This window comes from Kitasatospora sp. NPDC048545, from assembly GCF_040651155.1.
Classification (GTDB): Bacteria; Actinomycetota; Actinomycetes; order Streptomycetales; family Streptomycetaceae; genus Kitasatospora.
On the sequence record NZ_JBEZIQ010000025.1, the window covers coordinates 63,933 to 87,845 of the forward strand.

Genomic DNA, 23,913 nt, shown 5'->3' on the forward strand with positions numbered 1-23,913 from the left:
ACCGAGCTGCTCCACCCCGCGTCGGTAGGTGAACCGTAGCACCGATGCGGGGCGGAAGGGAAAACGGTTGCCGCAGCTCACCGGGGTCGCCGCCGCGGGCCGCCACCGAGGGCGGCCCGCGGCGGGGCCCCTGGCCTACGGCTGGGGGCTCGGAGACCCGCCGGTGGCCCCCGGGGCGGGCGTGCCGCCCGGGGTCGGCGCCGGGCCGGCACCGCGGGCCGCGTCGGCCGCCTTCAGCGCGTCGCCGAGCGCCTTCTGGGCATTGCCGTAGGCCACCCAGTCGCCGTTCTTGAACGCGGCCTGGCTGTCGTTGTAGGCCTTGGCCGCGTCCGTCAGCGCCTTCTGCAGCTCCGGCGAGATCGTCCCGCCCGGGGCTGGCGCGGTGGGCGTCGTCCCCGGGGACGTCGGCGACGTCGGCGACGTCGGCGACGTCGGGGCCGACCCGCTGCCCGGCGAGGAGGGCGCGACCGGCGTGGCCGGCGGGGCCTGCCCGGCGAACAGCTTCTTCAGCGCGGCCTCCAGGGTGTCCTCGAACGCCACGTTGTCGTCCCCGTAGACCGCCAGCACCTTCTGCAGCGTCGGGTACTTGGCGCCGCGACCGCGCACGTACACCGGCTCGACGTTGAGCAGTCCGCCGCCGACCGGCAGGGTCAGCAGGTTGCCGTACTCCAGCTCGGTGTCACCGCCGGTCTTCAGTGCGTAGATCTGCGAGGCCACCTCCTGGCGGGAGTTGAACTTCGACTGAACCAGGCCCGGGCCGGGTGCGCCGGACTCGCCCGTCATCTTCAGGACGCGGATCTTGCCGTAGTCGTCTCCCGGGTCCGCGTTGACGGCCATGAACGCCGCCAGGTTCGGGCGGCCGTTGGGCACGAAGGTGCTGGTCAGCGAGAAGCTCGCGTTGGCGGCGTCCGGCGTCCGCACCGTCACGTAGTACGGCGGCTGGACCTGCTTGGTGTCGCTGGTCGGGTCCACCGGGACCTGCCAGATGTCACTGCCGTTGAAGAAGGAGTTGGAGTCGGTCACGTGGTACTGGCCGAGGAGGTCGCGCTGCACCTTGAACATGTCCTGCGGGTAGCGCAGGTGCGGCAGCAGCGACTGCGGGATGTCCGCCTTGGGCTCGACGGTGCCCGGGAAGGCCTTCATCCAGGTCTTCAGGACCGGGTCCTTCTCGTCCCACTGGTAGAGCTTCACCTCGCCGGTGTAGGCATCCACCGTGGCCTTGACCGAGTTGCGGATGTAGTTGACCTGGTTGGCGACGGTCAGCAGCTCACCGCGCTGGTTGGTCAGCGAGTCCTTGGTGGCGGTGCCCAGCGTCGTCTTCGAGGAGAACGGGAAGCCGTCCGAGGTGGTGTAGCCGTCCACCACCCACACCACGTGGCCGTCCTGCACCACCGGGTACGGGTCGGCGTCGATCGACAGCCACGGGGCGACCTTCTCCACCCGCTCCTTCGGCGTGCGGTTGTAGATCACCTTGGCGCCGTCGGTGATCGCCCCCGCGTACAGGATCTGCGGCTCGGCGAAGCGCACCGCGTACGCGGCCCGGGTCACCGGGTTGTCCAGCGAGACACCGCTGTCACCGCCGTACGTGTACTCCACGTTCTGGCCGGTCTTGGTGTCGGTGTAGTCGATCTCCTTGTTCGAGCCGCCGACGATCGAGTACGTCGTCGTCTTCTCGCCGTAGTAGATCCGCTGCTGGTAGTCGCCGAGCGCTCCGGTGGCCGGCAGGCCGGACTCGGTGAACACCGGGCCGCCCTTGTCGTCGACCTGGTTGCCCTTGGCGACCGCGGCGCCGTAGCCGTGGGTGTACTTGAAGTGGTCGTTGATCCAGTTGCGCTGGACGCCGTTGAGGTCCAGCTCGCGCAGGCCGATCACGGTGTCCTGCTTGGTCGCGCCGCTGCCGTAGCGGTCCACGTCCAGCGTGCTCGGGAAGGCGTAGTAGTTGCGCTGCTGCTCCAGCGACTGGAACGTCTGCGACACGATGTTCGGGTCCAGCAGCCGCACGTCGGCGATGGTCTGCGCGTCCGGCTTGAGCGCGTCACCGTTGGTCGACCCCTGCGGGCTGTACGGCGTGGTCTGCGCGTCGGCGATCCCGTACGCCTGCCGCGTCGCGTCGATGTTCTTCTGGATGTACGGCGTCTCCTTGGCCTGCTCGTTCGGCTTGACCTGGAACTGCTGCACGATCGCCGGGTACAGGCCGCCGATCAGCACCGCCGACAGCACCATCAGGCCGAGGCCGATCAGGGCCGGCGCCCAGGTGCGGCGGATCGGGGTGAGGAAGAACAGCACCGCGCAGATGATCGCGACGAAGAACAGGATGGTCTTGGCCGGAAGGAACGCGTTGGCGTCCACGTAACGCAGGCCCGTCCAGCCCGAGACGCCCTTGTACGCACCGGTCTTGACCGCCAGCGCGTACCGGTCCAGCCAGTAGGCGACGGCCTTCAGCAGCACGAACACGCCCAGCAGCACCGCCAGGTGCCCCTGCGCGCCCGCGCTGGCCCGCCGGCCCGGGCCCTGCAGCCGCAGTCCCCCGTAGAGGTAGTGCACCAGCGCCGAGGTCAGCAGCGAGACGATCACCGCACTGAACGCGAAGCCCAGCACGAACTCGTAGAACGGCAGGTCGAACGCGTAGAAGGAGACGTCCATCCCGAACTGGGCGTCCTTCTCCCCGAAGGACGTCGAGTTGGTCCACATCAGCCAGGTCCGCCACTGGCCGGACGCGGCGGCGCCCGCCACCAGGCCGATCACCAGCGAGACGCCGATCAGTGCCCAGCGCTTGAACGGCGCCAGGCCGGCCCGGTAGCGGTCCAGGCTCTGCTGCTCCACCGACATCGCCGACAGCGGCGGCCGCAGCCGGTGCGCCAGCCAGATGTTGAAGCCGACGGTCGCCGCCATCAGCAGGCCGAAGACCGCGAACAGCCCGATCTTGGTCCACAACTGGGTGGTGAACACCGAGGAGTAGTGGACCGACCTGAACCACAGCCAGTCCGTCCAGAAGCCCGCGAACATGACGAACAGCAGGAACAGCACCGCGAGCACGCCCAGGGTCAGCAGGGCCACCCGCGCCCGCCGGGAGGGCGGGCCCACCCTTCGCCGGAAACCCGGCCCTGAGCGTTCCGGCATCTGGAATACCACGGTGGCACCTCAGCTGTGTCGTCTGGATAGGTCGGTCGTCAGAGCAACTAAACCAGGCTTCGGCCGAGTTCCCACCGTTAGCAGACGGTTACGACGACGCCCCGCCCCCGGCCGTCCGGCCCGCCCGCCCGGCGAGCACGCCCCGCCCGGCGTGTGAGGATTGAGGCATGTCCGACGCGCCTGATCTGAACAACTCCCCCGACGACGTCTCCAAGCTCCCGGCCGCCTCCCCGCTGACCCGGGCCGCCCTGGAGATCGACGAGTACGCCGCGACCCTCGGCTGGGACCTCCCGGCCCGGCTGTTCGCCCTGGTGGACAGCGCCGCCCTGCGCAAGGCCGATCCCAGGATCGCCAAGCAGCTCGGCCTCGCCGACAGCGACGAGCCCGGCCTGACCCCGGTCGAGCAGGACGAGCTGCCGGCCGGCATGGAGCTCGACAAGTTCCTCGGCACCATCGCCTGGCCCGACGCGGTGGCCGGCTGCGCCCTGGTCGTCGAGCGCCTGATGCTGCCCCCGGGCGCCGAGCAGTCCCGCCCGCGGGGTGCCAGCGACGCCCAGCTCGCCGAGTGGGTGGCCAACCACCCCAAGCGCGAGGAGGTGCGGATCACCGCGGCGGTGCTGCGCGACGGCCGGAAGGAGATCGCCCTGCGGCTGCGGTCCAAGGACGTCGCCCGCGAGGTGCTGACCGGCCCTGACCTGGTGCCCGGCCTGACCGAGGCGCTGCTCGCGACCTTCTCGTAGGCGGGCCTGCGCGGGCCCCGGCCCGCGGGCTACTTGGCGCAGGACGGCAGCGCGGAGGTCTGCCCGGAGCGGATCTGCTCCAGCGACTTCAGCGCTCCGTCCAGCGTGTCCGTCTTGATCAGGGTCAGCCCGGACGGGATGTTCTTGGTGGCCTCGGCGCAGTTCGAGGACGGGGTGAAGAAGTACTCGGCCCCGGCGTCCCGGGCGGCGATCAGCTTCATCGATATCCCGCCGATCGGGCCGACCTTGCCGTCGTCGTCGATGGTGCCGGTGCCCGCGACGAACTTTCCGCCGGTGAGGTCGCCGCCGGGGGTGAGCTTGTCGATGATGCCGAGCGAGAACATCAGGCCGGCGCTGGGGCCGCCGACGTCCTGCAGGCCGATGTCGATCTGGAACGGGTAGGTGTGCCGGATCCCGGTGCCGATGCCGACCACCGCGAGTTCGGCGCGCTCGGCCGGGGCCTTCGGGTCGAGGTCCTTGGCCCGGACGGTCGGGACCGACACGTCCGTCCTGGCGCCCGGGTCGGCGGCGCCGTTGCCGGCCGCGTCCTTGACCCTCGGGACGACGGTGAAGACCACCGGCTCGCCGGGCTTGTGCCGGGTGACCGCCGCGACCACCTGGTCGACCGTGGTCACCGGGGCGCCGTCGACGGCGACGATCTGGTCGCCCGCGTGCAGCTTGCCCTCGGCCGGCGCTCCGGCGGTGACCGACTTGACGATCAGCTCGCTGCCGACCGGGACGCCCAGCTGCTTGAGCGCCGCGGTGCGGGCGCTGTCCTCGGAGGAGGCGAACTCCTCGGCGTTCTGCTTCTTGGCGTCCGCGTCCGACTGCCCCTTGGGGTAGACGTTGTCGTGCGGTACCACCATCACGTCGTCGCGCAGCCAGCCGACCACCGCGTTGACCAGGCTGGGCTCGTACTTGGCACCGGTGACCTGGACGGTCGTCATGTTGAGGTGCCCGGTCGTCGGGTACGAGTCGCGCCCGGAGATGCTGATCACCGGCTTGCCGCCCTGGTTGCCGAGCGTGTTGTACGTCGGCCCCGGGCTCATCTCCGTGTACGGCACCTTCATCAGCACCGAGACGCAGAGCAGCGCTATGAGCAGCAGGGTGGCAGCGAGCATCGTCGCGGAGCGGCGTGGCATGCCTCGACAGTACGGGACGCGGGTGACGCGCCGCCCGGCGGGCTACCGGCCGGATCCCTCGCCGGGGGCCGCCGCGCCGGCGGTGGTGCGTTCCATCGCGGCCATGAAGCGCTGGTGCTCGGCGAGGGAGGCCGGGTCCCCGGTGGCCCGCGGGGCCCGTTGGGCCCAGCCCGCCCAGAGGGCCGCGACCAGGGCGGCGACAACCGGAATGATCAACCAGGCGAGCGCACCCATGTCAGTACTCCCAGCTCGTCGTGTCTATGAGCAGATTAACCACTCCGGCGGACAACGCGGCCGGCGCCGTCCGGGTTACGGAACGGCCGATCGGCTCAACTTCCAGGGAGTATTCGGGGCAGCGCCGCGAACCCGTTCGAGTGAGACCCCGGCGCGCCTGACCCGACAGACGTGCGGGACGTGCGGGCGGTTGCAGGGTGCGAAGACCGGTCGTCAGCAGCCGCCGGCGCCGACCCACTCCTCCTCGCCGTCGGCGAAGACCTGGTGCTTCCAGATCGGCACCTCGTGCTTGAGGTCGTCGATCAGCCGGCGGGCGGCCGCGAAGGCCTCGCCACGGTGGGCGCAGGAGACGGCGACGATCACGGCCTTGTCCGTGATCGACAGCCGGCCGATCCGGTGGACGGCCGCCAGCGCCCGGACCGGGAAGTCCGCGACGACCTTCTCGGCGATCCGGCGCATCTCCGCCTCGGCGGTGGGGTGGCAGCTGTACTCCAGCGCGGCGACCGACTTGCCGCCGTCGTGATCACGGACCGTCCCGACGAAGACGGTGGTGCCGCCGGCCGCGTCGTCGCCGACCGCCTCGTACACCTCGTCCAGCGAGAGCGGGGTGTCGCGCACGGCGAGCAGGCGGATGGGGTCGTGGTTCTCGGACATGACCCCATGATTCCCCATCCGGCCCGGCCGGAGGCAAGTGTCTTCCGCATCACGATGTGGGAATTTCGCATCGTGAGAAACGGTGTCGGTCGGCCGACCGGCACCGCCTCAGAACCGGCGCCGCTTGCGGGCCCGGCGCACCAGCGCCGCCGTACCGACCAGCGCCACCGTCGCCCCGGCCGCGCCCAGGCTGGTCGCGGCCTCCTTCCCGCCCAGCCGGCGCCCGGCCACCGCGTGCTTGCCGGACACCTGGGCCAGCAGCTCGGCCAGCACCTGCTCGTTGGTGTGCACCGGACGCCAGCCCGCCTCGTGCAGCCGGCTGCCGGACACCACCCACGGGTACATCGTGTACGCCAGGTCCCCGGCCGGCGCCGGGGTCAGGCCCAGCCGGTGCAGCCGCGCCGCCGTCCCGAGCGCCAGCGCGGCCGGCAACTCCATCCGCCGGATCCCCGACAGCCGCTCCACGTCCTCCTGCTCCAGCCAGCCGTCGCAGCCGACCGTCACCTCGCCCTCGACCAGGCCCAGCGCCGCGTACTCCAGCGCCGCCGCCAGGTCGTCCACGTGGCAGAACTGCCAGCACGGGCGGGAGCCGGCCACCACCAGCAGCCGGGGCGCCTCGAAGTGCCGGGTCAGCACGGTGTCCACGCCGGGGCCCACCACCACGGCCGGACGCAGGACCGTCACCTGCAGCCCGGGGTGGGCGCGCGGCGCACGGCGGGCCAGCCGCTCGATCTCCAGCAGGTCCCCGACCAGCGAGGCCTCCTCGGTCGCCCGCAGCTCGGAGTCCTCGGCCAGCGGCACCTCGTTGTCGGCCAGTGCGCCGTAGACCATCGCCGAGGTGCACAGCACCACCCGGTGCACACCGGCGGCCGCGGCCGCGGTCAGCACCGTCTGGGCGCCGCGCACGTTGTAGGCGCTGCGGGCGCGCGGGTCGGACTCCATGCCGAAGTCCATCGCCAGGTGCACCACCACGTCGACCCCGGCCAGCCGCTCGGCCACCGCCGGGTCCCGCACGTCCAGCACCCGCCACTGCACGCCTGGGGCCTCGCCGCGCCGGTCGTCGACCGCCAGGACCCGGCGCACGTGGGGGGAGGAGACCAGTCGCGTCGCGACCCGCTCCCCCAGGACACCCGCGGCACCCGTCACCGCCACGGTCAGCGGCCGTCCGCCGTAGGCTGGAGGCGGCGACGCCGTGGTGTCCGACGCGTCCTCTCCTCCGGTCAGCCCAGAGCGAACGTCCGAGGGCGGGGAACTCACCGGCCATCCTCCACGGTTAGCTTATGTGCGTACGGACGTGTGTCACGTACGTCCATCCTGCCCGAGGCGAAGGCCCGGCGGTGCACCCGGCGCGGGCCTGCCGCGCGGGAGCCGCCCCCGAGTTCCCCGCTCCGCCACCGCCCCGGGCGCAGACTTCCCCGCCACACCCGCATGACGGCCGACCGGATCGAGGACCCCGTGAGCGACCTTCCCTTCGGATTCGGCGTTCCGCCCGAGGAGCCCGAGGACGGCAAGGCCAAGCCCGACGACGCGCAGAAGAAGAAGGACCAGGACCCCGCCGCCGGCGACCCGCACCCCTTCGGCTTCGGGGGCGGCAACCCCTTCGGTGCGATGTTCGGCATGCCCGGCGCCCCGGGCGGCCCCGGCGGCGCCGGTGCCGACAACCCCTTCGCCGCGATGTTCGGCGGCATGAACCCCGGCGACCTCGGCGCCGCCTTCCAGCAGCTCGGGCAGATGCTCTCGTTCGAGGGCGGCCCGGTGAACTGGGACCTCGCGCAGAACATCGCCCGCCAGAGCGTCGTCGCCGAGCCCGCCGAGGGCAAGAGCAAGGACCGCTCGGTCAGCGCCACCGAGCGCTCCGCCGTGGCCGAGGCCGTCCGCCTGGCCGACCTGTGGCTCGACGGCGTCACCGAGTTCCCCTCCGGCGCCGGCACCGCCGTCGCCTGGAGCCGCGCCGAGTGGATCGAGGCCACCCTCCCGGTCTGGAAGGACCTGGTCGACCCGGTCGCCGAGCGCGTCGGCAACGCCATGGGCGGCATCCTGCCCGAGGAGATGCAGGCCATGGCCGGCCCGCTGATGGGCATGATGCGCTCCATGGGCGGCGCCATGTTCGGCACCCAGATCGGCCAGGCGCTCGGCGCCCTCGCCGCCGAGGTGGTCGGCTCCGCCGATGTCGGCCTGCCACTCGCCCCGGCCGGCAAGGCCGCGCTGCTGCCGCAGAACGTCGCCGAGTTCGGCGAGGGCCTGAGCGTGCCCGCCGACGAGGTCCGCCTCTACCTCGCCCTGCGCGAGGCCGCCCACCAGCGGCTCTTCGCCCACGTGCCGTGGCTGCGCGCCCACCTGCTGGGCGCCGTCGAGGCCTACGCGCGCGGCATCAAGGTCGACACCTCCCGCATGGAGGAGCTCGTCGGCCGGCTCGACCCGAGCAACCCGGAGGCGCTCCAGGAGGCGCTGGCCGGCGGTCTGCTGCAGCCCGAGGACACCCCCGAGCAGAAGGCCGCGCTCGCCCGCTTGGAGACCGCGCTCGCGCTGGTCGAGGGCTGGGTCGACGCTGTCGTGCACGCCGCCGCCGAACCGCACCTGCCGCAGGCCGGCGCGCTGCGCGAGACCGTCCGCCGCCGCCGCGCGGCCGGCGGGCCCGCCGAGCAGACCTTCGCCACCCTGGTCGGCCTGGAGCTCCGCCCGCGCCGCCTGCGCGACGCCTCCCGGCTGTGGGCGCTGCTCGCCGACGCCCGCGGCGTCGAGGGCCGCGACGCACTCTGGGGACACCCGGACATGCTGCCCACGGCCGCCGACCTCGACGACCCGGACGCCTTCGTGCACCGGGGCGGCGGGGACGACCTGGAGGGCGGGATCGACTTCGACGCGCTCGACAAGCTGCTGGGCGAGGCCGCGGCCGGCAAGCCCGACCTCACCAAGGGCGACTCCGGCGAGGACGGCACCAGCCAGGGCGGCAACGGGCCGAAGGCCGACGGCACCGACGGGAAGGGCGAGCCCACCGCATGACGGACACCGACACGTCCGCGTCCACCCTGCACGCGGACGCCGTCCGCACGCTGTCCGGGTGGCACCCCGCCGACGAGGACCAGGAACGGCTGCGGCTCGACTACCTGGAGCACCTGGCCGAGCAGCCCGGGGGCATGTTCCGCTCCTGCCTGCCCGCGCACATCACCGCGAGCGCGGCGGTCGTCGACCCGGTGGCCGGGCGGGTGCTGCTCACCCTGCACCCCAAGGTCGGCATGTGGCTGCAGATGGGCGGGCACTGCGAGCCCGGCGACCGCGACCTCGCCTCGGCCGCGCTGCGCGAGGCCGTCGAGGAGTCCGGCATCCCCGACCTGGTCCTGCTGGAGGCGGACGGCGTCCCGGTCCCGGCCAAGCTGGACCGCCACCAGGTCCGCTGCACCGGCAAGGACCGGCCGGAGAACACCCACCTGGACGTCCAGTACGTCGCGGTGGCCCCGGCCGGCGCGCAGGCGCTGATCAGCGAGGAGTCGCTGGACCTGCGCTGGTTCGACTACGAGCGGCTGCCGGAGCTCACCGACCACTCGGTGCGCGACCTGGTGGCCCGGGCGCGGCAGCTGACCGGCTGAGGTGTGACACGAGAAGGGGGCGCGGGCCGTATCGGCCCGCGCCCCCTTCTTGTCGTCCTCCGGTCGGCCCCGCCACCGCTCCGTCCGTCCCTTCCGGGCCGTCCGCTCGGGCCGCGGCCGGCTCGGCCGCCGCGGGCCTCAGCCGCAGGACGCGGCCGGGTCCGGGCGCTGGTCGGAGTGCCGGGCCCCGGGGATGTGCGGCAGACGGGCCGCCGAAACCACGCCCTCCAGGTAGCCGCGGGCCCGCTCGGTACGGGGGTAGGCCTCCAACAGGGCCCAGAACGCCGGACCGTGGTCCGGCACCAGCAGGTGCGCCAGCTCGTGCAGCAGCACGTAGTCCAGCACGTACTCCGGCATGCCCTGGAGGCGGTGCGAGAGGCGGATCGTGCCCTCGCTCGGGGTGCAGGAGCCCCAGCGCGAGTTCTGGTTGGTGACCCAGCGGACCTGACTGGGATGGGCGCGACCGTCCAGGAAGGCGGCCGACAGTTCGCGGGCCCGGGTCATCAGGGCCTCGTCCCCGGGGATCCGCCGGGACTCCTGGGCGGCGAGCTTCTCCAGCATCTGCGCGACCCAGCGCTGTTCCTCGGCGTGCGACATCCGGGCCGGGATCAGCACGACGGTGCGGTCGCCCTCGCGGTAGGCGGAGACCGTACGACTGCGACGGGCGCTGCGGCGGACCTCGACCCGGCTGCGGTCGTGCGCCTCCGGGGAGACCGCCCCGACGTGCGGGTGCTGCGACGGCGCCGGCCTCGACTGCTGCTCGGGGTGCTTCTGGTCCGGGCGCCCGCGCGTGTTCGGCGTCGCGATCTGCGACCCGGACGCTGCACGGGCACGCCGACGCGACGCCGGTGGATGGGAGTCCCGCTCGGCTGCCATGCCACCCGACGTTACCCGGTGCCACGGACAGAAGTCCGCTGCCATGGCCGGAATCTTTCATGGAGTGATCGGGAACGAAAAGTCGACGGCGGGTGTCCGGAAACCGACGCCGGAGAGGATGGCCAGTTATCCACAGGGTGCGCGAACTGCTCTTCCGATCATGTGTGCGGGCCTGTGGACAACGGTCGGCGGGCCGCCGGTCCGGTGGGGCATGCTGCGGTCGACCGTCCGGAAACGATCGGAAGGGAGATCGCCGTGCGCCTCGCTCTGAAGCCCGCCCTGTCCCGCAGCTGGCGGGACTCCGAGACCCTGCAGTTCGGCACCGTCACCCGGCACGCGGGGATGCTCGGCAACGCCGACCCGGCCCTGTGCGAGTTCCTCGGGCTGCTCGACGGCACCCGCGACCGACCCGAGCTGGTGGAGGCCGGCGAGCGGATCGGGCTCGGCCGCGAGCCGGCCGACACCCTGCTGACCGAACTCGCGGAGACCGGGCTGCTGGACGACGCGGAGGCCACCGACCGGGCGCTGGCCCGCTTCCCCCAGCCGCAGCGCGAACTGCTCGGGCCCGACCTGGCCTCGCTCTCCCTGGTCCACTCCGGCCCGGGCGCCGCCCCCGCCGTCCTGGCCCGCCGGGCCGACGCCCGGATCGAGGTGCGCGGCGCGGGCCGGGTCGGCGCCGCCGTGGCCGCGGTGCTCGCCGCCGGCGGAGCGGGCACGGTCACCGTCGCGGACGGCGGCCGGGTGAGGCCGGGTGACTGCTCCCCGGCGGGGCTGCCGCCCGGGGACGTCGGCCGGCTGCGCTCGACGGCGGCGCGGGAGGCCGTGCGGCGCGCCGCGGGCCGCCCGGCGGCCCCGGCAGCGGCACCGCGCCGCCGGCCCGGCGACCCGCCACCGGACTTCGTGGTCCTCGCGCCCCGGGACGGCAGCGCCGCCTTCGCGGGCGGGACGTACGAGGCCCGGCTGCTGCTCCGGGCCGGGGTGCCGCACCTGTACGTGGGCGTGGTCGAGGAGTTCGGTGTCGTCGGGCCGCTGGTGGTCCCGGGGATGTCGGCGTGCGGGCACTGCCTGGTGCTGCGGCGGGAGGACGAGGACGCGGCCTGGCCGCGGGTCCTGACCCAGCTGGCGCACGGAGGTCCCGGACGCGCCCGCACGCCGGCCTGCGACACGGCCCTGGCGACGGCGGTCGCCGGGCTGGCCGCGCTGCACGTCCAGGTGTACCTGGACGGCGGCCGGCCGCCGAGCGTGGACGGGTGGTGCGAGGTGTCGGCGGGCGACGGGACGGCCCGGCGGCTGCGACTGCGGGGGCACCCGGACTGCGGGTGCCTGTGGCAGCCGTTGCCGCCGGGGTGAGGGGGCGGCGACAGCTCCGGGGAACGCCGAAGGCCGGCGCCCCGGGGCGCCGGCCTTCCCGGTGGTCCTCACCGCGGCCCTCACCGGCCCGACCGGGGCCGGACCGGACCTCAGGCGGCGATCGCGGCCTCCCCCGCCTCCGCCTCGGTACCCGCCGGCGCCTTCCGGTCCCGCATCACCAGGGTGGCCACCAGCGCCGCCGCCAGCACGCCGATCGCGCTGACCGTGAAGGTCGTCGCCATCGCCCCGGTGAAGGCCTCCCGGGCGGTCCGGACGAGTCCGGCGTCCCCGTGGGCGATCGCCAGTGCCCCGGCGATCGAGTGCTTCGCCTGCTCCGGCGTCCCGGCCGGCATCCCGCTCGCGAAGCCGCTCGACAGCAGCGAGCCCAGGATGGCGATGCCGAGCGCGGTGCCCGCCTGCTGGATAGTGTCGTTCAGCGCCGAGCCGACGCCCGCCTGCTCCGGCGGGATCGTCCCCATCAGCGCGCCCACCGCCGCCGGCATGGCCAGGCCCGCCCCGAGGCCGAGCAGCCCGAGAGCGACCGCCGGGACGGCGAATCCGGTGTCGGCCGAGACGGTGGTCAGCAGGGCGAACGAGGCGGACATGACGAGCATCCCCGTGAGGATCAGCGCCCGGTTGCCGGTCCTCGCCGCGAACTTGGCGCCGGCCCCGTTGCCGACCAGCGCCGCGACGGCCAGCGGCAGGAAGGCCAGGCCCGCCTTGACCGGCGAGTACCCGAGCACGAACTGCAGGTACTGGGTGAGCACGAGCAGCAGCCCGCCGTTGCCGATCTGCACCAGGGTCAGCGAGAGCGAGCCCCCGCTGAAGTTGCGGGCCTTGAAGAGGAACAGCGGCACCATCGGCGCGGCGGTGACGTTCTCCCAGACCACGAACCCGACCAGCGCGACCACCGCGACGGCGAGGGTGACCAGCGCGCGGCCGGTGAACGCGCCGTGCAGCGGGATCTCGATGATCCACCAGATCAGGGCGGTCATGCCGACGGCCGACAGCACCGCACCGAGCGGGTCGGGCTTCTGCCACGGCCCCTTGGACTCCGGCATCAGCAGCAGGCCCGCCAGGATCGCCAGCACCACCACGGGGACGTTGATGAAGAAGATCGAGTGCCACGAGAAGTGGTCGATCAGCACGCCGCCAAGCACCGGGCTGCCGACCAGCCCCAGCATCGCCACCGAACCCCAGGCGGCCATCGCCTTGTTGCGCTCCTCCTCGTCGAAGACCGTGATGAGGATCGACAGCGTCGAGGGCATGATCAGCGCCCCGCCGACGCCCATCGCGATCCGGGCCGCGATGACCTCGCCGGGATTGGCGCAGAAGACCGCCGCGAGCGACGCCGCCCCGAAGAGCAGCAACCCGATGATCATGACCTTCCGGCGGCCGAAGCGGTCACCGAGGCTGCCCGAGGTCAGCAGCAGGCCGGCGAAGACCAGGACGTAGGAGTCGAGGATCCACTGGGTGTCCTGGGCGCTCGCGCCGAGGTCGGCGGTCATCGAGGGCACCGCGACGGTCAGGGCCATGCTGTCGACCACCAGCACGAGCGAGCTCAGGCAGAGCACGACCAGGATCCACCAGCGGTGCGGGTTGCGGCCCCCGGTGTCGCTGTTCCCGGTGTCGCTCCCCGCGGTCACGTCGTCGGCTGACATCGGCCACTCCTCCCCATCTGCGCACACCGTTCCCCGGGTGCGCACTGCGTTCCTTCGGTGCGAACACTGTACGCACATCGGAACGGTGTGCGCAACATCCGACTCCTGTACGCTCACTGCGAACGGTGTCCGCAGCGTGTAGGAGGAGGAGCCGCCATGGCCGCCCGAACGAACCCGATCCCGTCCGTGTGGGCCCGACGGCAGAGCGAGCCCGACCAGCCGGCTCTCAGCCGGACCGCGATCGTCCGCGAGGCGATCGTCGTACTGGACGCCGAGGGCATAGAAGCCCTGAGCATGCGCAAGCTCGCCGCCCGCCTGAACGCGGGCGCCACCTCCCTCTACCGGCACGTGGCCACCAAGGACGAGCTGATGGAGCTCGCCGTGGACGAGGTCTTCGGCGAGATGGCCCTGCCGCCCGCCGACAGCCCCGACTGGCGCGCCGCGGCCACCGAGGCCGCCGAGGCCTTCCGCGCGACGGCCCTGCGCCACCCCTGGCTCTCCTCCGTGCTGGGCCAGGCCGGCCTCGCCTACCTCGGCCCCAATCTGGCGTCCTACGGCGAGCGACTGACCGCGTTCTTCACCGCCGTCGGATTCCCCGAGCCCGTCCGGGCGATCGACACGCTCATCTCCTACGTCGTCGGGATGAGCACCACCGAGGCGGCCTGGCTCACCACCGTCGCCCGCTCCGGGGAGAGCGAGGCCGACTTCATCGCCCGCCTGATGCCCGCCGCCCGGCAGGCCAGCGCCGACTACGCCCACCTCGCCGACGCCTACGCGGCCGCCGCCGCCAGCCCCGACCCGGTCGAGGTCCGCAACAGCAAGTTCGGCTACGGCCTGGAGGTCGTCCTGGACGGCCTCGCCCTGCGCCTGCCCCGCTGACCCCGGCCGACCGGACCAAGCCGCCCAAGTCCCCGCAAAGGGGACGTCGTTCCCCACCCCGCCCCGCGGAATTCCGCCGGGCCCGGGGCGGGGAGCGGGCACAATGGCGTAGTGATGGTCGGCCGTCCGGTGTCGGGGGGCCAGGGATTGGAGGCCCGGGTGAGCGATCTTCCGCGCAAGGCAGTGACCCGCACGGCACGGCTCGCCGCCCTGCCGCTGGGAATAGCCGGTCGCGCCACGCTCGGCCTGGGCAGGCGCATCGGCGGCCGCTCCGCCGAGGTGGTCACCGCCGAGCTCCAACAGGCCACCGCGGACCAGCTGTTCAAGGTCCTCGGCGAACTCAAGGGCGGGGCGATGAAGTTCGGGCAGGTGCTGTCCGTCTTCGAGGCCGCGCTGCCCGAGGAGGTCGCCGGTCCGTACCGGGCGGCGCTCACCAAGCTGCAGGACGCCGCTCCCCCGATGCCCGCCGCCACGGTGCACACCGCCCTCGCCCAGCGGCTCGGGGAGGACTGGCGCGAGCTGTTCCTGGAGTTCGATGACCGCCCCGCGGCCGCGGCCTCGATCGGGCAGGTGCACAGGGCGGTCTGGCACGACGGCCGCCGGGTCGCGGTCAAGGTGCAGTACCCGGGCGCGGGCGACGCGCTGCTCGCGGACCTGTCGCAGCTGAGCCGGGTGGCCTGGCTGCTGGGCCCGCTGATCCCCGGGCTGGACATCAAGCCGCTGATCGCCGAGCTGCGCGAGCGGGTGTCGGAGGAGCTCGACTACGAGCTGGAGTCGCAGGCCCAGCGCCGGCACGCCGAGGAGTTCGCGGGCGACCCGGACATCGCGGTGCCGGGCGTGGTGGCGCAGGCCGACCAGGTGCTGGTCACCGAGTGGATGGACGGCACCCCGCTGGCCGAGGTGATCGCGCGCGGCACCCAGGAGGAGCGCGACCGCGCCGGGCAGCTGCTGGCCCGGTTCCTGTTCGCCGGCCCGTCCCGGACCGGCCTGCTGCACGCGGACCCGCACCCGGGCAACTTCCGGCTGCTGAAGGACGACGGCCCGGTGTCCGGCTGGCGGCTGGGCGTCCTGGACTTCGGCACCGTGGACCGGCTTCCGGGCGGCCTGCCCGCGCCGATCGGGGCGTCGCTGCGGATGGCACTGGCCGGGGACGCGGCGGGCGTGCTGCAGATGCTGCGCGAGGAGGGCTTCGTGAAGCCCTCGATCCAGCTGGATCCGGACGCGGTGCTGGACTACCTGCTGCCGATCATCGAGCCGGCCGCGGTGGAGAGCTTCCACTTCACCCGGGCCTGGATGCGCTCCCAGGCGGCCCGGATCGCCGACCCGCGCTCGCCCGCCTACAACCTGGGCAAGCAGCTCAACCTGCCGCCCGCGTACCTGCTGATCCACCGGGTGACGCTGAGCACCATCGGCGTGCTGTGCCAGCTGGGCGCCAAGGCGCCGTTCCGCGCGGAGATGCTGGACTGGCTCCCCGAGTTCGCCGACCGGACGCGGCCGTCGCACCGGCCCGGGCACCCCGCGGGGCCCGAGCGGTCGGAGCAGCCGAAGGCCCGCAAGGGCACCGGCTCCGCCCGCCTCACGAAGGGCTGACGGCGCCGGGCACCGGCGGAGGCCACCGCCCACCGGGCCCCGACGGCCGCAGGCCGCTCCCCCTGGATGGGGAGCGGCCTGCGGCACGACGGGGGTCGGACGGAAGAGGCCCGACGGGCCCACGGGTTCTACATCAGCGCCACGGCGAGCGCCTTGCGCGCCCGCAGCGAGGCCCGCTCGGCCCGCTGCCGGAGCCTGCGGGCCCGGATGACCCGGCTGACGAGCCGTTGGTTCTCGGCCTCGTGGAGCCTGTCTTGCATATGGGCACGGGCCAGGGATTCGTGGAGGAGTTGCATTTCGAGGATCCTGTTCTGGGTCTGGAGTTCTGCGGCCTGCTCGGCGCGGGCGGTGGGATCGACGACGGCGGGGGTCATGTGGTGGTCCTGCTCGTGGTGCGTGCTCGGGAATGGGGTTCGGGCTGCGGCATCGGCCTTGGCGGCGGCGATCCGCACGGAACGGCGGAGGGCGCTGTCCAGCGGGGGCTGCTCTCCCCGGCGGACGACCCTGGCCTGGTCGGCGGGGTTCACGCCATGACCTCGGTCTTGCGCGGACGGCCACGGGGACGCTTGCGGGCCACGACGACGCCCTGGACGAACAGCTCGCCGCCCCAGACGCCCCACGGCTCGCGCCGCTCCAGGGCGCCGGCCAGGCAGGAGTCCTTCACCGGGCAGGTGCCGCAGAGGGACTTCGCGTACTCGACGTCGGCCGGCGTCTCGGCGAAGAAGACCTCGGGGTCGAACGCGCGGCAGGGGATGGGGAGACCGAGCGCTTCGGCCTGCTCGATCGAGCTGATCTGCATGGAAAGAACCTCCGGGGGGTCGGCCTGGTCGGCCTTGGTGATCTGGCTTGTCGGCGGTACGGACGGGGTGGGCGGCGTGATGACCGTGGACACTGTGGCGTCTTCCTCGTCTTCTCAGTGGTTCCGGCCCAGGTGACTGGTGGTGCTGGGCCGGAGGCCCCGGAGGGCCTGGGTGGTCTTGCGTACCGGACAAAACAGAAGGGCCGCGGATCCCGGTGTGACGGGTTCCGCGGCCCTGGAGGTGCCGACCTGAGGCTGACTCAGGTTCGTTCTCTCCAGGGTTCAGGCCCGCGGAAGGCCCACATCCGGACGGCCTTGGCGCCGTTGAAGGCGGCCATGGCCTGGTTAATCTGCTGCTCGTTCTGCTTCTGGGGGTTTCCGGCACCGATGACCTGCTCATAGCCGCCATGCATGGCGGCGGCTACGGCCGCCTTCGGTGCCTGGGTCGGTCGCTCGTCGCGCAGGGAGCGCGGCGTGCCGAACGACGCCCAGCCACGGGACAGACCGGTCTCGACCGAGGTGCCTTCGACGCTCCTGCTGCCCGTGAGGCACAGATCAGTGTGTCCAAGACCACTGACAACGGGGGCGAAGGAGACACCGGTGGTGTCGAGACCCAGACCGGTTCCACCGAGCTCGGCGAGCGCCCGCAGACGGGCGGCACGCAGGGAGGCAGCGACAACGGTCTGGCCAGTCATTTTGGTGATCATGATGTTTCCCACTGTCTTCGCCTCCTCTCGGCGTCTCGCGGAGCCAGGTCGCCCCGGCTCCGAATGTTCGGATGTCTGTCTCGGTGAAGCTGTGTGGGTGCGGGGGATTCGGCACAGGTGTGACCCCGTGCGATCGCGTCCCCTTGACCGCCCCGGCAGGCTATTGCGCTCCCGGTACGCCGCGCAAACTATTTTTCGCGGTGAGTTCCACGGCGCGCTCCGCAGCCGGTTCGGAAGTCCCCGAGCAGTCCCCTGGACCGCGCCCGCGCCGGCTCACGCCGGATCGACCGGACCGTCGTCCTCGACGCCGTCCGGATCCTCCTCGGGCTCCTCCCCCGCACACAACGAGAGCACGGCCGCCCCGTACTTGTCCAGCTTCATCGCACCGACCCCCGAGATCGAGGCCAGGTCCTGGCGGTTGGCGGGCACGTCCTCGGCGATCGCCATCAGCGTCGCGTCGGTGAACACCACGTAGGCCGGGGCGCCCTGCTTCTTGGCCTGCCGGGCCCGCCACTCGCGCAGCCGCTCGTAGAGCGCCTCGTCCATCGTGGAGGGGCAGCTCTCGCAGCGGCGCAGCTTGCGCTCGACGGCATCGGTGAGCACCCGGTCGCAGACCCGGCACGTGACCGGTCCGCGGACCCGCCGGGCGGCGGAGCGCTCGCCGTGCTCGACGCCCCCGCGGCCGCCGCGCGCGCCGGTCCGCGCGCCGGGTGCGGAGGAGCCGGGGCGCAGCCCGTCGAGGAAACGGCTGGGCTTGCGGCTCGCGCGCCCGCCCGGGGAGCGGGAGAGCGCCCAGGAGAGCGTGAGGTGCTTGCGGGCGCGGGTGACCCCGACGTAGAGGAGGCGGCGTTCCTCCTCGACCTGCTCGTCGGTCTTCGCGTAGATGATCGGCAGGGTGCCCTCGGTGAGGCCGACGAGGAAGACGGCGTCCCATTCGAGGCCCTTGGCCGCGTGCAGGGAGGCGAGGGTGACGCCCTCGACGGCGGGGGCGTGCTGGGCGGCGGCGCGGGCGTCGAGTTCGGCGACGTAGGCGGCGAGGTCGGTGCCCAGCCCCTCGGCGGCGCGGGTGCGCTCGAACTCCTCGGCGAGGCGGACGAGAGCGGCGAGGGACTCCCAGCGGTCGCGGACCGCGCCCGAGCCGGCCGGCGGCTCGGCGGTGAAGCCGCGGGTGGCGAGGACCGCGCGGACCTGGCCGGCGAGGTCGGGGGCGTCCGCGGTGAGGGGGTCGGAGGCGGCCCGGGCGGCGCCGCGCAGCAGGACGCCGGCGTCGCGGACCTCGGGGCGCTCGAAGAAGCGCTCGGCGCCCTTGAGCTGGTAGGGGACGCCGAGGTCGGCGAGGGCCTGCTCGTAGACCTCGGACTGGCCGTTCGTGCGGAAGAGGACGGCGATCTCGCTGGCGCGCACGCCGGTGGCGATGAGGTCCTTGATCCGGCGGGCGGTGGTCTCGGCCTCGGTGGGTTCGTCCTCGTACTCGGTGTAGACGGGCTCGGGGCCGGCCTCGCGCTGGGAGACGAGTTCGAGGCGGTGGCGGGCGGCCTCGCCGCGGGCCTGGGAGAGCAGTCCGTTCGCGAGGTGGACGACCTGCGGGGTGGAGCGGTAGTCGCGGACGAGCTTGACGACGGTGGCCTCGGGGTGACGGCCGCGGAAGTTCAGCAGGTAGTCGGGGGTGGCGCCGGTGAAGGAGTAGATGGTCTGGCTGGCGTCGCCGACGACGCAGAGGCTGGCGCCGCCGCCGGGCCCGGTCCACTGGTCGAGCAGGCGCTGCTGGAGCGGGGAGACGTCCTGGTACTCGTCGACGGTGAAGTGCCGGTACTGGGAGCGGACCTGGTCGGCGATGTCCGGCCGGTCCTCCAGGATCGCGGCGGTGAGCAGCAACACGTCCTCGAAGTCGATGGTGCCGCGGCGGCTCTTGGTCTCCTCGTACACGCGGTAGACCTGGGCGGTCTCGGCCGGGTCGCGGGGGGCCTCGCGGCCGGACTTGGCGACGGCCGCGGGGTAGTCCTCGGGGGCGGTCTGGGTGACCTTGGCCCACTCGATCTCGGCGGTGAGGTCGCGCAGTTCGGTGCGCTGGACGCGCAGGCCGCAGCGGCCGGCGGCCTCGGCGACGAGCTGGACCTTGCGCTCCAGGAGCTGGGGCACGGGGCCGCCGACGGCGCGGGGCCAGAAGTAGTGGAGCTGGCGCAGGGCGGCGGCGTGGAAGGTGCGGGCCTGGACGCCCTCGGCGCCGAGCTGGCGCAGCCGGCCGCGCATCTCGCCGGCGGCGCGGGCGGTGAAGGTGACGGCGAGCACCTGCTGGGGGTGGTAGACGCCGCTGCGGACGCCGTAGGCGATGCGGTGGGTGATGGCGCGGGTCTTGCCGGTGCCGGCGCCGGCGAGGACGCAGACGGGGCCCTGCAGGGCGGTGGCGACGGCGCGCTGTTCGGGGTCGAGCCCGGCGAGCACGGCGTCCGGGCCCGTGGCGGCGCCGGGGTCGGCCCAGGGGGAGCCGTGGGAGGCGTCGTGGGGGCTGCCGCTCAAGAGGTCTTCCTGCATGCGTTCCATCCTCTCAGCCCGGTGGGACAACGGGGGCGGGGTTGTCCACAGGCCCGGTGTGATCGCAGGATGATCGCTCCGCAGTGTGGTCGGTGGCGGGCCGGAATGCCCGCCGTCCGGTGGACGTTCGTCCCGGAGACCGAACGCACCCCTCTTCCTAAGGAGCCCCCTCGATGTCCGGCACCGTGACGATGTACAGCACGACCTGGTGTGGTTACTGCAACCGGCTCAAGAGCCAGCTGGACCGTGAAGGCATCGGCTACACCGAGATCAACATCGAGGAGGACCCGGCGTCGGCGTCCTTCGTCGAGTCGGTGAACAACGGCAACCAGACGGTGCCGACGGTGCTGGTGACGCCGGTGGGCGGCGGCGAGCGGGTGGTCATGACCAACCCGAGCCTGCTGCAGGTCAAGAAGGCCCTGGCAGCCTGATCCGGCCGGGCCGCCCGGGCCGGCGCGCGTCACGTCGCGTCGGCCCGGGCGGGGTCGACGGGCGCGGCGGGCGCGGGCAGGCTGGTGCGCGCGTCGAGGTCGCCGACGCCGTAGACGAGCCGGCTGCGGTCGGCCGAGTAGCGGGTCTCGATGACCCGCACGGGCCCGCGGCGGTCGTAGGTGACGCGGGTCTGCACCATGAGCGGCACACCGGGGCCGCCCTGGAACCACTGGGCCTCCTCGGGGCCGGGCATCCGGGCGACGAGGTGGTCGACGGCCCCGACCTCGGTGCGCCCGAGGGTGGCGAGCACGGCCTCGTCCCCGCCCTCGACGGGGTCGGGTTCCATCAGCGGGGTGCCGGCGGCGAGGCCGGCCCGGTAGTGGCTCTCCTCGATGGAGTACGGCTCGCGGTCGAGCAGCCGCAGCTGACGGCGGACCACGATGGCCTCGCCGGGGCGCAGTCCGAGGCGTTCGGCGATGTCGACCCGGGCCCGGACGATCATCATCTCGAAGTCGGTGCTGAGTTCGCGCCCGGCTTCGGCGGCCTCGCCGAGGTAGACGGCGGAGGGCGCGGCCAGGCAGTCGCGCGGCGCGGGGGTCGAGGTCGGACCGAAGGCGCGGTGGTCCAGGACCGGGTGTTCGCGCAGGTAGGTGCCCTTTCCCTGGAGGCGGACCAGGCGGCCCTCGTTGACCAGGACGTCGACGGCGAGGCGGACGGTGTTGCGGGCGACGCCGTACTGGCGCTCCAGTTCGCTCTCGACCGGCAGGGCGGCGTCGGCGGTGAACTCGCCCTCGGCGATCCGACGGCGGAGGTCGGCGGCGAGGCGCTGGTATTTGGGCGATTGGGCGGTGCCCCGGGGGATTGTCACCCGAGTGAATGTAGCGAGCGCGGTGACGCGGTTTCAGCCGTTTCCGGCAATGTCGTCCGTGCGGGTCGACGACGACCCTCCCGGACCGCGTTCCGGTAGCAGAACTGGCCCGTCCGGATACGAACAGAAGGTGGTGTGGAATTCGGGAAGGGATTGAAAAGAAAGGAGGGGGCGCGCGACATTGGTCGCACGCCCCCTTTCCCCGGAGGCCCCGCCCGGCGGAACCCCCCGCACCGAATTACCAGCGCGCCGCCGGGGGCAGCGGCTCGCCGTACCAGAGCTCGACCAGGTGCCGCGCGATCGAGATGCCGGACGGCGGCAGGATCTCGCCCGCCTCCATCCCGGCCTTCAGCTCCTCGCGGGAGAACCAGCGCGCCTCGGCCAGCTCCTCGCCGTCCACGGTGATGTCGGTGCCGCCCGGCACCGCCTTGCCCGCGAAGCCGAGCATCAGGCTGGAGGGGAACGGCCACGGCTGGCTGGCGACGTAGCGCACCTCGCCGACCCGCACGCCCGCCTCCTCGTGCACCTCGCGGGCCACCGCCTGCTCGATGGACTCCCCCGGCTCGACGAAGCCGGCCAGGGTCGACCAGCGGCCCTCCGGCCACAGCGCCTGGCGGCCGAGCAGGCAGCGGTCCTGCTCGTCGGTGATCACCATGATCACCGCCGGGTCGGTGCGCGGGTAGTGCTCGGCCGCGCACGAGGTGCAGCGCCGCACGTGCCCGGCGCCGGCCTTCTCGGTCGGGTGCCCGCAGCGCGAGCAGAAGCTGTGCAGCCGGTGCCAGTGCTCCAGCGCGACCGCGTGCACCAGCAGTCCGGCGTCCCGGTCCGACAGCAGCCCGCCGACCTCGCGCAGCCCGGCCGGGCGGGCGTCGCCGTCCAGCCGCCCCGGCAGGCTCTCGCCGGCCAGCGCGAAGTACGAGACGCCGTCCTGGTCGGTGCCGAGGAAGTACCGGTCGCCGGTCTGCGGCGCCTCGAAGGACGGCAGCAGCACGAGTTCGGTGCCCTTCGCGGTGTCGACCACGAACGCCTCGCCGCCGGCGATCGGCAGCACCCGGGTGTTCGGGTGGCTCCAGGCCGCCGCCAGCCAGGGCTCGTCGAACCGGTGCTCGGCCGCCCGGTCCACCCCGGCCCTGGCCAGGGCCAGGTGCAGCGGGCGCTCGGTCTCAGGCACGGTGCTCACGTCGTTCCATCCCCACGTGGTGAATCATCCGGATGAGTGATCTGACTGCCTCGGTGTGCGGAGCGTCGGTCACGCGCCGGGCCGGAAGTTCTCGGCCAGGTCGCCCCACAGGTACGCGGCGGTCTCCACGCCCTTGGCCAGCAGGTCGAGCTCGACCTTCTCGTTGACCGAGTGCCAGCCGTCCGAGGGCACCGAGATGCCGAGGAACAGGACCGGCGCGCCCAGCACGTCCTGCAGGTCGGCCGCCGGGCCGGAGCCGCCCTCGCGGGTGAAGAGGATCTTCTGCCCGAAGGCCCGGCCCATCGCCCGGACGGTGGACTGCAGCGCCGGGTGGTCCAACGGGGTCAGGCAGGGCCGGGTCGCGCCCGGGAAGACCAGCTCGTACCGGACGCCCTCGGGCACCCGCTCGGCCACCCAGGCCCGCACCGCCTCGCGGACCTTCTCCACCTCCTGCCCGGCGACCAGCCGGAAGGACAGCTTGAGGTGCGCCGACGCGGGGACGATGGTCTTGCCGCCGGGGCCGGTGTAGCCGCCCCAGATCCCGTTGACCTCGGCGGTCGGGCGGGCCCAGATCCGCTCCAGGGTGGAGTAGCCGGCCTCGCCCCGGGTGCCGTACGACTTGGCGACCTTCAGCCACTGCTCCTCGTCGAAGGGCAGTTCGGCGAACAGCTCGCGCTCGCGGTCGGTCAGCTCGACCACGCCGTCGTAGAAGCCCGGGACCGCCACCCGGTGGTCGGCGTCGTGCAGGCCGGCGGCCAGCTCGGCCGCGACCTGGGCCGGGTTGGGGACGGCACCGCCGAAGGAGCCGGAGTGGATGTCGGTGTCCGGCCCGTACAGGTCGATCTGGGCGTCGGCGAGACCGCGCATGCCGGTGCAGACGGTCGGCGTGGAGGCGGACCACATGCCGGTGTCGGAGATGACGACCACGTCGGCGGCCAGCCGGTCGGCCTCGCGGCGGACCAGGTCGGCGAAGTTCGGCGAGCCGGACTCCTCCTCGCCCTCGATCAGCAGCTTGAGGTTGACGGCCGGCGCGGTGCGGCCGGTCGCGTCCAGGTGGGCGCGCACGCCCAGGGTGTGGAAGAACACCTGGCCCTTGTCGTCGGCGGCGCCGCGCGCGTACAGCCGGTCGCCGACCACGGTCGGGGTGAACGGCTCGGTGTCCCAGCCGTCCTCCTTGGCGGCGGGCTGCACGTCGTGGTGCCCGTAGACCAGGACGGTGGGCGCGGACGGGTCCCCGGAAGGCCACTCGGCGAACACCGCCGGCAGCCCGTCGGTCTCCCACACCTCGGCGACCGGGAAGCCGGTCTCGCCCAGCTTGGCGGCCAGCCACTCGGCGGAGCGCCGCACGTCGCCGGCGCGCTCCGGGTCGGCGGAGACCGAGGGGATGGCCAGCCACTGCGCCAGGTCGGCGAGGAAGGCGGCCTGGTGCCGGTCGATGTAGGAGCGGACGGCGCTGTCCGGGGTTCTCGTCATACCGACGACTGTAGTTCGCCCGTGCGGGTGCCCGCCCCGGCCGTCCGGGTGCCGGGCGCTCCCGGGGCTGTAACCTC

The 23,913-nt window shown here is 73.2% G+C and carries 21 protein-coding genes and 1 tRNA gene (1 of these 22 cut by a window edge); 7 read left to right on the top strand and 15 right to left on the bottom strand.

Going from position 1 to position 23,913, the window contains the following annotated elements; genetic code table 11:
- Both AB0D10_RS23410 and AB0D10_RS23415 read right to left on the bottom strand, forming a co-directional pair.
- A tRNA-Met gene (locus AB0D10_RS23410) sits at positions 1 to 21 on the bottom strand; it reaches 153 nt to the left of the window's first position.
- Positions 22 to 135: 114 nt separating this feature from the next.
- Complete coding sequence (locus tag AB0D10_RS23415) at positions 136 to 3,120, bottom strand: UPF0182 family protein (RefSeq protein WP_360259505.1); 2,985 nt, start codon at positions 3,118 to 3,120, stop codon at positions 136 to 138.
- A gap of 179 nt (positions 3,121 to 3,299) precedes the next feature.
- Between AB0D10_RS23415 and AB0D10_RS23420 the strand changes: the two genes are divergently transcribed.
- Entirely contained in the window at positions 3,300 to 3,872 is a 573-nt protein-coding gene (locus AB0D10_RS23420; RefSeq protein ID WP_360259507.1) for a PPA1309 family protein, read from the top strand.
- 29 nt (positions 3,873 to 3,901) lie between these two features.
- Here AB0D10_RS23420 and AB0D10_RS23425 read toward each other — a convergent pair whose 3' ends face one another.
- From AB0D10_RS23425 to AB0D10_RS23440, 4 genes are all read right to left on the bottom strand, one after another.
- Positions 3,902 to 5,014, bottom strand: a complete 1,113-nt coding sequence (locus AB0D10_RS23425) for a PDZ domain-containing protein (protein ID WP_360259510.1) — start codon at positions 5,012 to 5,014, stop codon at positions 3,902 to 3,904.
- A 42-nt stretch (positions 5,015 to 5,056) separates the two neighbouring features.
- Positions 5,057 to 5,248, bottom strand: a complete 192-nt coding sequence (locus tag AB0D10_RS23430) for a hypothetical protein (protein ID WP_360259512.1) — start codon at positions 5,246 to 5,248, stop codon at positions 5,057 to 5,059.
- 213 nt (positions 5,249 to 5,461) lie between these two features.
- Positions 5,462 to 5,902, bottom strand: a complete 441-nt coding sequence (locus tag AB0D10_RS23435) for a molybdenum cofactor biosynthesis protein MoaE (protein WP_360259515.1) — start codon at positions 5,900 to 5,902, stop codon at positions 5,462 to 5,464.
- A 108-nt stretch (positions 5,903 to 6,010) separates the two neighbouring features.
- Entirely contained in the window at positions 6,011 to 7,060 is a 1,050-nt protein-coding gene (locus AB0D10_RS23440) for an NAD-dependent epimerase/dehydratase family protein (RefSeq protein ID WP_360259642.1), read from the bottom strand.
- Positions 7,061 to 7,357: 297 nt separating this feature from the next.
- Between AB0D10_RS23440 and AB0D10_RS23445 the strand changes: the two genes are divergently transcribed.
- Positions 7,358 to 8,905, top strand: a complete 1,548-nt coding sequence (locus AB0D10_RS23445) for a zinc-dependent metalloprotease (RefSeq protein ID WP_360259518.1) — start codon at positions 7,358 to 7,360, stop codon at positions 8,903 to 8,905.
- Positions 8,902 to 9,489 (top strand): NUDIX domain-containing protein, encoded by a 588-nt coding sequence (locus tag AB0D10_RS23450; protein WP_360259520.1) that lies wholly within the window; start codon positions 8,902 to 8,904, stop codon positions 9,487 to 9,489. Before AB0D10_RS23445 ends, AB0D10_RS23450 begins: the two co-directional genes overlap by 4 nt.
- Positions 9,490 to 9,627: 138 nt before the next feature.
- On the opposite strand, the gene AB0D10_RS23455 is transcribed toward AB0D10_RS23450, so the two are convergent.
- Positions 9,628 to 10,365: a YgjP-like metallopeptidase domain-containing protein gene (locus AB0D10_RS23455; RefSeq protein WP_360259523.1), complete on the bottom strand. Its 738-nt coding sequence runs from the start codon at positions 10,363 to 10,365 to the stop codon at positions 9,628 to 9,630.
- Between the two features lie 255 nt (positions 10,366 to 10,620).
- On the opposite strand from AB0D10_RS23455, the gene AB0D10_RS23460 reads away from it, so the two are divergent.
- Entirely contained in the window at positions 10,621 to 11,715 is a 1,095-nt protein-coding gene (locus AB0D10_RS23460) for a TOMM precursor leader peptide-binding protein (protein WP_360259525.1), read from the top strand.
- 110 nt (positions 11,716 to 11,825) lie between these two features.
- Here AB0D10_RS23460 and AB0D10_RS23465 read toward each other — a convergent pair whose 3' ends face one another.
- Positions 11,826 to 13,376, bottom strand: coding sequence for an MFS transporter (locus tag AB0D10_RS23465; RefSeq protein ID WP_360259527.1), 1,551 nt, complete (start codon positions 13,374 to 13,376; stop codon positions 11,826 to 11,828).
- Positions 13,377 to 13,532: 156 nt separating this feature from the next.
- Between AB0D10_RS23465 and AB0D10_RS23470 the strand changes: the two genes are divergently transcribed.
- Together AB0D10_RS23470 and AB0D10_RS23475 are read left to right on the top strand one after the other, a co-directional pair.
- On the top strand, positions 13,533 to 14,255 hold the full coding sequence (locus AB0D10_RS23470; RefSeq protein WP_360259529.1) for a TetR/AcrR family transcriptional regulator: 723 nt from the start codon (positions 13,533 to 13,535) through the stop codon (positions 14,253 to 14,255).
- A gap of 159 nt (positions 14,256 to 14,414) precedes the next feature.
- Positions 14,415 to 15,845, top strand: coding sequence for an AarF/ABC1/UbiB kinase family protein (locus AB0D10_RS23475; protein WP_360259531.1), 1,431 nt, complete (start codon positions 14,415 to 14,417; stop codon positions 15,843 to 15,845).
- Between the two features lie 128 nt (positions 15,846 to 15,973).
- On the opposite strand, the gene AB0D10_RS23480 is transcribed toward AB0D10_RS23475, so the two are convergent.
- The 4 genes from AB0D10_RS23480 to AB0D10_RS23495 form a co-directional block, all read right to left on the bottom strand.
- Positions 15,974 to 16,372: a hypothetical protein gene (locus tag AB0D10_RS23480; protein ID WP_360259533.1), complete on the bottom strand. Its 399-nt coding sequence runs from the start codon at positions 16,370 to 16,372 to the stop codon at positions 15,974 to 15,976.
- Positions 16,369 to 16,686 carry a WhiB family transcriptional regulator gene (locus AB0D10_RS23485; RefSeq protein WP_360259644.1) on the bottom strand — a complete coding sequence of 106 codons (318 nt, stop codon included), beginning with the start codon at positions 16,684 to 16,686 and terminating at the stop codon, positions 16,369 to 16,371. Before AB0D10_RS23485 ends, AB0D10_RS23480 begins: the two co-directional genes overlap by 4 nt.
- A 218-nt stretch (positions 16,687 to 16,904) precedes the next feature.
- Positions 16,905 to 17,363, bottom strand: coding sequence for a hypothetical protein (locus AB0D10_RS23490; RefSeq protein ID WP_360259535.1), 459 nt, complete (start codon positions 17,361 to 17,363; stop codon positions 16,905 to 16,907).
- 261 nt (positions 17,364 to 17,624) lie between these two features.
- Positions 17,625 to 19,793, bottom strand: a complete 2,169-nt coding sequence (locus tag AB0D10_RS23495) for an ATP-dependent DNA helicase UvrD2 (RefSeq protein WP_360259646.1) — start codon at positions 19,791 to 19,793, stop codon at positions 17,625 to 17,627.
- 263 nt (positions 19,794 to 20,056) lie between these two features.
- Here AB0D10_RS23495 and AB0D10_RS23500 point away from each other — a divergent pair, with 263 nt between their 5' ends.
- Complete coding sequence (locus tag AB0D10_RS23500; RefSeq protein ID WP_030236313.1) at positions 20,057 to 20,314, top strand: mycoredoxin; 258 nt, start codon at positions 20,057 to 20,059, stop codon at positions 20,312 to 20,314.
- A 29-nt stretch (positions 20,315 to 20,343) separates the two neighbouring features.
- Here AB0D10_RS23500 and AB0D10_RS23505 read toward each other — a convergent pair whose 3' ends face one another.
- From AB0D10_RS23505 to AB0D10_RS23515, 3 genes are all read right to left on the bottom strand, one after another.
- Positions 20,344 to 21,183 carry a GntR family transcriptional regulator gene (locus tag AB0D10_RS23505; RefSeq protein ID WP_360259538.1) on the bottom strand — a complete coding sequence of 280 codons (840 nt, stop codon included), beginning with the start codon at positions 21,181 to 21,183 and terminating at the stop codon, positions 20,344 to 20,346.
- Between the two features lie 238 nt (positions 21,184 to 21,421).
- Positions 21,422 to 22,363, bottom strand: a complete 942-nt coding sequence (gene nudC, locus AB0D10_RS23510) for an NAD(+) diphosphatase (RefSeq protein ID WP_360259540.1) — start codon at positions 22,361 to 22,363, stop codon at positions 21,422 to 21,424.
- A 69-nt stretch (positions 22,364 to 22,432) separates the two neighbouring features.
- Positions 22,433 to 23,836: a dipeptidase gene (locus AB0D10_RS23515; RefSeq protein ID WP_360259542.1), complete on the bottom strand. Its 1,404-nt coding sequence runs from the start codon at positions 23,834 to 23,836 to the stop codon at positions 22,433 to 22,435.
- Positions 23,837 to 23,913: the final 77 nt, after the last annotated feature.

What these genes read in the sequence shown, in the direction of transcription:
- AB0D10_RS23515 (WP_360259542.1), bottom strand. Translation starts at nt 23,836, where the DNA reads ATGACGAGAACCCCGGACAGCGCCGTCCGCTCCTACATCGACCGGCAC.
- AB0D10_RS23465 (WP_360259527.1), bottom strand. Translation starts at nt 13,376, where the DNA reads ATGTCAGCCGACGACGTGACCGCGGGGAGCGACACCGGGAACAGCGAC.
- AB0D10_RS23430 (WP_360259512.1), bottom strand. Translation starts at nt 5,248, where the DNA reads ATGGGTGCGCTCGCCTGGTTGATCATTCCGGTTGTCGCCGCCCTGGTC.
- AB0D10_RS23455 (WP_360259523.1), bottom strand. Translation starts at nt 10,365, where the DNA reads ATGGCAGCCGAGCGGGACTCCCATCCACCGGCGTCGCGTCGGCGTGCC.
- AB0D10_RS23500 (WP_030236313.1), top strand. Translation starts at nt 20,057, where the DNA reads ATGTCCGGCACCGTGACGATGTACAGCACGACCTGGTGTGGTTACTGC.
- AB0D10_RS23420 (WP_360259507.1), top strand. Translation starts at nt 3,300, where the DNA reads ATGTCCGACGCGCCTGATCTGAACAACTCCCCCGACGACGTCTCCAAG.
- AB0D10_RS23450 (WP_360259520.1), top strand. Translation starts at nt 8,902, where the DNA reads ATGACGGACACCGACACGTCCGCGTCCACCCTGCACGCGGACGCCGTC.
- AB0D10_RS23470 (WP_360259529.1), top strand. Translation starts at nt 13,533, where the DNA reads ATGGCCGCCCGAACGAACCCGATCCCGTCCGTGTGGGCCCGACGGCAG.
- AB0D10_RS23415 (WP_360259505.1), bottom strand. Translation starts at nt 3,120, where the DNA reads ATGCCGGAACGCTCAGGGCCGGGTTTCCGGCGAAGGGTGGGCCCGCCC.
- AB0D10_RS23425 (WP_360259510.1), bottom strand. Translation starts at nt 5,014, where the DNA reads ATGCCACGCCGCTCCGCGACGATGCTCGCTGCCACCCTGCTGCTCATA.
- AB0D10_RS23435 (WP_360259515.1), bottom strand. Translation starts at nt 5,902, where the DNA reads ATGTCCGAGAACCACGACCCCATCCGCCTGCTCGCCGTGCGCGACACC.